7 protein-coding genes are annotated in these 6,807 nt (G+C 30.1%); all 7 read left to right on the plus strand.

Annotated features, from left to right (window positions below; translation table 11 throughout):
• Positions 1-383 precede the first annotated feature (383 nt).
• A complete protein-coding gene (locus ACIQVU_RS19915) occupies positions 384-1,628 on the plus strand; it encodes a radical SAM/SPASM domain-containing protein (RefSeq protein ID WP_340805452.1) in 1,245 nt (414 codons plus the stop codon).
• Positions 1,629-1,965: 337 nt separating this feature from the next.
• Positions 1,966-2,832: an ABC transporter ATP-binding protein gene (locus ACIQVU_RS19920; protein WP_340805453.1), complete on the plus strand. Its 867-nt coding sequence runs from the start codon at positions 1,966-1,968 to the stop codon at positions 2,830-2,832.
• 3 nt (positions 2,833-2,835) lie between these two features.
• Positions 2,836-3,621, plus strand: a complete 786-nt coding sequence (locus tag ACIQVU_RS19925) for an ABC-2 transporter permease (RefSeq protein WP_402896976.1) — start codon at positions 2,836-2,838, stop codon at positions 3,619-3,621.
• Positions 3,622-4,254, plus strand: a complete 633-nt coding sequence (locus ACIQVU_RS19930; RefSeq protein WP_340805455.1) for a CPBP family intramembrane glutamic endopeptidase — start codon at positions 3,622-3,624, stop codon at positions 4,252-4,254.
• Between the two features lie 12 nt (positions 4,255-4,266).
• Positions 4,267-4,671: a hypothetical protein gene (locus tag ACIQVU_RS19935; protein ID WP_340805456.1), complete on the plus strand. Its 405-nt coding sequence runs from the start codon at positions 4,267-4,269 to the stop codon at positions 4,669-4,671.
• Between the two features lie 2 nt (positions 4,672-4,673).
• Complete coding sequence (locus tag ACIQVU_RS19940; RefSeq protein ID WP_340805457.1) at positions 4,674-6,281, plus strand: ABC transporter ATP-binding protein; 1,608 nt, start codon at positions 4,674-4,676, stop codon at positions 6,279-6,281.
• 116 nt (positions 6,282-6,397) lie between these two features.
• Complete coding sequence (locus ACIQVU_RS19945) at positions 6,398-6,595, plus strand: DUF4177 domain-containing protein (protein WP_340805458.1); 198 nt, start codon at positions 6,398-6,400, stop codon at positions 6,593-6,595.
• Positions 6,596-6,807 lie beyond the last annotated feature (212 nt).

Below are 6,807 nucleotides of genomic sequence, written 5' to 3' on the forward strand. Positions count from 1 at the left end.
CCCAGAGGCTGGTCGGCTTTTCTTCACTTCTACTATAAAAAAATAGTAGCACAAACCATGGCCTTGGTTTGTACTACTAATGTTAGTATGTTTTTTTTGTGCTGTCTTAAGAAGAACCTTATTCATTTTTCGCACTCACAAGTGAAACATAAAAATTACGCTGTTGAGAAGGTTGTATTTTGATAAGTTTCTAAATAAAGGATATTTATTTGATTGACCATTATTCAAAACAAAAAACTTATTGAAAATCGGAATTTTTGAATAATTTATGAAAATGAATAAAAAATTAATGTTTTTCGTTAAAAAAATATTGATTGTAATTAAATAGAAGGTGTATATTAGTTTTAAAGAAAAACAAATATTCCGAAAATGAGGGTGTGTATATGTTAAAGAATAACTTTTGTTTTGATAAGAATGTTAGGATGTTTGAAATCGAAGGGATTAAAATGATTGGCAACACGGCAAATGGGTCAATTATAGGGCTTGATGATGATGGGGATGAATTAGTTCAAAAGTTAATGAATGATCAGTCACTAACAGAAGAAGATTTAAATGAAAAGACAGTACAGATTTTAGAATGTATGAAGGACTTAGGGTTTTTTGAAGGAGCTAGTAATGACAGTAAATTAAAGGCTGCTTACTTACATTTAACAGATCGCTGTAATTTAAATTGTATTGGCTGTTATTCATATGTTGAGAATCGTAATACACAAGATGTTTTACCATTTGAAAGTATATGCAGAATACTAGATGAGTTAACGAAAAATGGAGTAGAAGAACTTGTGTTTTCCGGTGGAGAACCCTTTATTAGGAAAGATATTGCTGACATTTGCCGCTATGCAAAAGAAGTGGCAAACATAAAGTCTTTAAGTGTTATTACAAACGGAACTATGCTTTATGAGCGCCATTTAAATGCACTCCAATATATTGATATCTTAAATATATCAATAGATGGCTATAATGAAGAAACTCAATTTATTAGGGATACAGGAATTATGAAGCGAATTGTTTCAAATATTGAATATTTAAAACCTCTAGTATCACTCAATTTAATTGCAACTATTCATAAAAGGAACTTGGAATATGCGCAAGAGTATATTAATTTCGCAAATGATTTAGGAGTTCGACTTTCATTTAGTATTTTTACAGTTGATCCAAATAATGAAGAGTTCAAGGATTACATTTTTGATAATAAATCACTTGTTGATTTTTCTAAAAAGGTTCTAACGTTTGATGAAGATGTTCCAATTATGGATATGCCAACTGGCGAAGTCTGTTTAACTTGCCGAGGTAATTGTGAAGTAGGAAAAGAGATGGTCAGTATTGCCGCTGATGGATCGATTTATCCTTGCCATATGCTACATGATAATGAACTTCGAATGGGAAATATTTTACAAGATGAATTAGGCAGCATATTAAAATCTGAAGAAAACGTATTTAATTTCTTGACTGTTGAAGAGGTTAATGGCTGCAAGGATTGTTCGTATCGCTACTTATGTGGGGGTGGATGTAGGGGGAGAAGCTGGTTATATAATAAAACATTAACCGATAGAGATTCGTATTGTCCTTTCATTAAAACTTTTTATCGAGGGACAGTGAAACGATTGAAAGAAACTATAACTCAGTAAACTATAGAACCTTGAAAGGAGATGAATTTCATATGTTATTCGCGACTAAAAAAGCTGAAGCAAAACCAAACTGCGTTAGTGTGGGATACTTTGTTTGTGTAAGTTATGGTAAAGACTGGTAAATTGAGGAACTATAGCTCAATGAACTTTAGAAATTTCACTTGAAAGGAGGTGGATTTACATATGTTATTCGCGACTAAAAAAGCTGAAGTAAAACCAAACTGTGTTTCTGTTGGGTTTGTTGTTTGTGTAAGTTATGGCAAAGATTGGTAATTTTCTAATAGGTAGCTTTTACATGCTATAAAAGCTACCTATTCAATATTGTGAGGTGATGATTATGTTATTGCAATTTGATAATGTCACAAAGATATATAAATCATCTACTACAAAAGCCTTAGATAATTTCTCTACAGAAATTAGAGGTGGAGAAGTCGTGGGCTTAATTGGTAAAAATGGTTCGGGAAAAACTACATTAATGAATTGTTTAACAAATAATATACATTTAACTTCAGGTGAAATTCATTATAAAGGAAAAAACCTGATGGAGAACAAAAATGAAATTTCAGAATTTGGTGTTTTAATAGAAAGTTCCTTTGTAGACTATTTAAATGCCTATCAAAATTTAGAACTATTATTGATTGCTGAGGGTTTAAGTAATAAAAAAGAAATTAAAGTAGAAATTGAAAGAGTTCTAAATCTTGTTGGTTTATTAAATCGTAAACAGGATTATGTAAAAAGTTTTTCATTTGGAATGAGGCAAAGACTGGGGCTAGCACAAGCATTGTTACGTGATAAAAGAGTTTTAATTTTAGATGAGCCCTTAGTGGGGTTAGACGTTATAGGGCGAAATTTAGTGAAAAATTTGATAGTTGATTTAGCAAAGAAAGAAGGCAAAGCAATTATATTCTCAGATCACAACTTAAGCGAAGTTAAAGATGTTTGTGATCGAATTATCTATATCGAAAATGGTGTAAAAGTTTTTGATGATGTCTTTGATGATAATAAAAGATATATTGTGGAAATTGACGAACGTTCCAAAGTCTTTGAAAGTGAAAATTATCAGCGTTCAGATGAAAATTGTATAGTTATAAAAGAAAAAGAGCAATTAAATGAAGTAATTACTCAAATTGTTCAACAAGGGATACCTATAGTTGATATTAAAGTAAATGAATCTTCCTTAATGGAACTGTTCAAAGGGGAGTAAATTATGGTGAACTTTAATACAGTCTACAAAATAGAATGGAAAAAATTGGTAAAAAGAAGAGAACTTATAGCATTTGTAACTATGATAGGAATCCCTTTACTATACAGTTTAGGGGCATATTTCGAATCCTCAATTATAGTTTTTAATAGTGATGAAAAAGAATATGCAGGAAGCTTTGTAATAAATATGCTCATATTTGGTAAAATGTTATTCATTTACTTTTTAATTGCTGCTTTATTTGCAACAAAATCATTGGGAGGAGAAATAGAGAACCGTAGTATTCTGCTATATACACAACGTATACCAAATAGAGCAAAAATATATCGTGCAAAGCTTGTAAGTATGTACAGTGCAGTTATTTCTGTAATTATATTTTATTCGATTATCTCTTTAATACTATATTACTCTTTCGTAGTACATAGAGAAGATATTGCAACAAAGCAATTTATAAGAGCTGATGAATTTTTAAATTTATTATATGTTGGGTTAGGTATAGCATTTCTGTATTTACTTGTTATTTCGTTTAGTATGATGTTAAGCACAATCTTAAAATCTAATACAGCCACAATCATATTTTGTTTAATATTCATAGTACTTACATTTATGGCTAATTTCCCGGTGTTTAAATATATATCATTTGATTACTATCTAGGTGAATTAATTGATATGAATTTTACAAGTAATTACGAACTTACTAAATTCTTTTTAACATATGTAGTTCTTATACTAGTAATGATTATTACTAGCAATAGAATTGGGATATATCTTTTTACAAGGAGGGACTTGTAAATGAACTCATATAGTGGCCATATAACCACCTCTAAAGACAAATCTAATATAGTTATCGACATTCTATTTGTTCTCTTTTTACCTCTTCTCTTAGTACCACTTTTGGGATTGATCTTATATTTCTCATTTCCCAATGTCGATTCTAGAGCATTTAGTATTTTCGTAGTTTTCTTAAGTATGGCGTCTGGCTTCTGTATACTTCCTTATATTTACATGAAAAAGAAATATGATCTAACTATTGGTGATTTTGGTATTAGAGCGCTAAATATAAAAACAGCAATAATAGGAATTGTGTATTTAATTTTACTAGAAGTCTACCTGTTTTATACTGGCCACACAGTCTCATTTCTTGTAGTTAACAGTATTCAAATGGCTATAGTAGCATTTACAGAAGAATTTTGGGCAAGAGGGGCAGTGTGTTATTTATTGTATAAAATTTCTAACAGGCCTTGGTTTATTATTTTGTTGAGCAGTTTGTTTTTTGCATTTTTAACTCATATTAATGAGCCATTTATAGATAATTTACTTTATAGATTGCCGGGTGCTTTAGTAATGGGGATTATATATGTCCGAACTCGAAATCTACTGTATACTATATTATTCCACTTCTCTTATAACATGATTTTTATTTAGGGGGGATATTAAATGAAAAATAAAATTCTTTACTTCTTGACGGTGATCGTTCAAATTTCATTTTTCGTAATATTTTTATTAATGGAAGAAATAGATGTAATCCAGTTATTAATACTTATTTTTTTCCCAATGATAATAAGTGTTATTCTTTTACTGTTTGTTAACTTGCCAGAAAAGAAACCATATATAAGTTTTATTTTATTCGCATTACCAAATCTTTTATTCAGTATTGCTACTACTGTAGTTATTCAGCCGCGTATAGATGGGATTTTAGAAAGAAGTATGAAGTATCAATCAGGTAATTTAGAGGTTACAGCTAGTAACTCGATTTTTGGATCGTTATTATTAATTCTAATGGGCAGTTTTATTCTGCACTATGTTTTCGGTCAGTTAAAGTTTAGATTAAGTAGGACTTAAATATGAAAATGATTCGATGGAATCCCCAATTTATTTTTGTTTTAATATTACAGTTTTTTGCTGCTTCTGTATCTGTATTATTCCCAATTGCGTTAATGTATATTACAGACAGTTTAGTTGAATTAAAAATCGAAAAGTTGTTTCCGTTATTTGGAGTGTGTTTATTGCTGGGCATTGGACAAATGGTATTGCAATATTTTGCAGGAGTTATGGGGAATATCTATATTGCAAATTGTATGATCAATTTGAGAAGTACACTACATCGAGCAATGATTAGCACTTCATATGATGAATTTAAAAAGTACAACACAGAAGAATATAACACCTTATATTTTTCAAATCTTAATCAATTAGAGACAAACTACTACTCGTCTATTTTTAGCATAATAAATAAAGGGCTTTTATTAGGCTGTTCTATTGTAACTTTAATCATATTACAGCCTATTTTGACATTAGCCCTTGTCTTTATTATAGGATTAGTGAGTATATTACCAGTATTGTTTTCTAAACGTATTATCAGATTGAAAGAGGATCATATTTCTGCAAATGAACAATATGTCAACATCATTCAGGAGATGATAGCGGGCTTTCCTATAATAAGAGTGTATAGAAAAGCAGATATTTTTAGTTCTAGAGGAGATAAAGTAGTAAAAAGCTTAGAAATTAAAAATATGAAGCTACAAAATATGATTATTTTAGCTAATGTATTGTTTGGAAGTATAACGATAGTAATGATGTTAGTTATTTTCTTGTTTGGAGGGTACTTAGTAAGCCAAAAATTACTTACAATCGGAGCACTCATTGCATTCATTCAATTAATAATGTATGTTGTTGAACCGGCTATTAGCATAGCGCAAGAGTTTAATAAAGTTAATTCTACTAAACCTATTAGAAAGCAAATGCAATTCATTTCAGATCTACCGGTAGCTCAATATATGCATCTTGAAAATGAAGAGATTTCTACTATAAAGTTACGAAATGTTTCCTATTACTATAGTAATAATGAGAAACCATTATTCAAAGAATTGAACCTTTGTTTTGAAAAAGGGAAATCATATGTTTTAGTTGGAGAAAATGGGTCAGGTAAATCTACATTATTAAAAATTATAGCTGGATTAATCGAAAAATATTCTGGAGAATTATTGGTTAATGATGTACAACAGAAAGGCCCTTATTTATCAGTAGGTTACGTTGACCAAAATAACTTTTTATTTAAAGATACATTATTGAATAATATTCAGTTGTTTCAAGATAACGATACGGATATAAAATCCTTACTAAAGCATTTAAAATTTGACCAGCTTGAGGAAAGACTTAAAACAGACGTTGGTTATAATGGAGAGTATTTATCGGGAGGACAACGTCAAAAGGTGGCTATTGCAAGAGCAATTTTAGATAATCCCCAAGTAATACTGTTAGATGAACCGAGCTCAGCTCTAGATAAGGAAAATGTTAAGGTACTTCACAAAGTGATAAGTACACTAAAGGATTGTATTTGCATTATGGTTACCCATGATGAAGAATTGATCTCGTCTGCATTTGATGTAATCATTAAGTTGAAAGATGGAGAAGTCGAAATCTATGATTCAACTTATATAGGTAGTGAATGATATTAATCATAATTCTATGTTGATTATTTAATAATCCCGATTATTTAAATCGAGTATTTAGTTTTTAAGATAGGAGCCATTGATACATCAACATTTATAGAGGGAGGGTAGACATTATGAAAGAGTATAAATTTGAGCGGATTAAACTAAAAGGCCTACCAGGATTTTATACGAAACCTCAAGAAGACTATATAGAGATTATAAACGAGAATGTAAAAGAAGGATGGGAAATAGTGCAACTATTCGCTCCTCCATTTTCCTTTTATGGAGGAGCAAAATATATTGACCTTATTTTTCAACGTGAAAAAAATTAAGTATAGATAAAAACATCCGTTTGCTAATAAGGTAAACGGTTTTTTGATGTAACAAGTATAGCTATCATAGTTCAAAGTGTTATGTCTAACGATGGTTTTTGTTTTGCAAATGGAGTACTGGTATGTCAACACTAAACTAGACAATTTTTTTAAGGTGTCTATGTTTGTACTCAATTGGGCTTTCATATCCAAGGGTTCCATGAATTCTTATG

The organism is Lysinibacillus sp. NPDC098008 (assembly GCF_044760715.1).
In the GTDB taxonomy this organism is placed as follows: Bacteria; Bacillota; Bacilli; order Bacillales_A; family Planococcaceae; genus Lysinibacillus.

What these genes read in the sequence shown, in the direction of transcription:
- ACIQVU_RS19935 (WP_340805456.1), top strand. Translation starts at nt 4,267, where the DNA reads ATGAAAAATAAAATTCTTTACTTCTTGACGGTGATCGTTCAAATTTCA.
- ACIQVU_RS19940 (WP_340805457.1), top strand. Translation starts at nt 4,674, where the DNA reads ATGAAAATGATTCGATGGAATCCCCAATTTATTTTTGTTTTAATATTA.
- ACIQVU_RS19925 (WP_402896976.1), top strand. Translation starts at nt 2,836, where the DNA reads ATGGTGAACTTTAATACAGTCTACAAAATAGAATGGAAAAAATTGGTA.
- ACIQVU_RS19915 (WP_340805452.1), top strand. Translation starts at nt 384, where the DNA reads ATGTTAAAGAATAACTTTTGTTTTGATAAGAATGTTAGGATGTTTGAA.
- ACIQVU_RS19920 (WP_340805453.1), top strand. Translation starts at nt 1,966, where the DNA reads ATGTTATTGCAATTTGATAATGTCACAAAGATATATAAATCATCTACT.
- ACIQVU_RS19945 (WP_340805458.1), top strand. Translation starts at nt 6,398, where the DNA reads ATGAAAGAGTATAAATTTGAGCGGATTAAACTAAAAGGCCTACCAGGA.
- ACIQVU_RS19930 (WP_340805455.1), top strand. Translation starts at nt 3,622, where the DNA reads ATGAACTCATATAGTGGCCATATAACCACCTCTAAAGACAAATCTAAT.